Below are 862 nucleotides of genomic sequence, written 5' to 3' on the forward strand. Positions count from 1 at the left end.
GGTCCCCGCCGCCCGGCCTTCCGCGGCCGAAGAAAAAAAGGGGGTCGCCGACACCGTGCGCGCCAGCGTCGCCCGGCTCGACCAGCTCATCAACCATCTGGGCGAGATGCTCATCGTGCGGCGCATGTTCGAAGAGCGCAGCCGCCAGATGAACGCCCTGCGCGGACGCCTCGACGTCTTCCTGCGCCGTCTGCGGCGGGAGGAGAACTACCGCCTGCTCAAGGGGATCCTCGACGACGTCACCCGCTTCAGTCTCGACCTCGAACAGGACACCCTCAGCATGGGCTACCTGACCGAAGAGGTGCATGCCGAAGCCATGGAGCTGCGCATGCTGCCGCTCTCCACCATCACCGACGATCTGCAGCGCACCGTGCGCGGGCTCTCCCGCGATCAGGACAAGGACATTCAGCTCTCCGTCCACGGTGGCGACGTGGAGCTCGACCGGATGATGCTCGAGGCGATCAAGCCGATGCTGCTGCACATGCTGCGCAACTCCGTCGACCACGGCATCGAGACGCCCGCCGAGAGGAAAAAGGCGGGCAAGCCCGCCGGAGGCCGCATCGAACTCAGCGCCCGCTACGAAGGCGGCTTCGTGCGGCTGACCCTCAAGGACGACGGCCGCGGCATCGATGCGGCGAAGGTCAGACACGCGGCGGTGGAGCGGCGTCTGATCGCGGCCGGGGAGGCCGCCGCCCTCTCCGACGAGGAAGCCGTCTACCTCATCCTTCGCCCCGGCTTCTCCACCCGCGACTTCATCACCGACGTCTCCGGCCGCGGCGTCGGCATGGACGTGGTCAAGACCAACCTCGACCAGGTCAAGGGGAATCTGGTGATCCATTCCGCCGTCGGGCAGGGGACCGAA

Annotated in this window: 1 protein-coding gene; it reads left to right on the top strand. The window is 67.4% G+C overall.

Annotated elements, in window-relative coordinates; genetic code table 11:
- The coding region (locus DTF_RS24165; RefSeq protein WP_255342775.1) for a chemotaxis protein CheA at positions 1-862 on the top strand (862 nt) is incomplete at both ends.

Origin of the sequence: Desulfuromonas sp. TF, assembly GCF_000472285.1 — a bacterium.
Classification (GTDB): Bacteria; Desulfobacterota; Desulfuromonadia; order Desulfuromonadales; family ATBO01; genus ATBO01.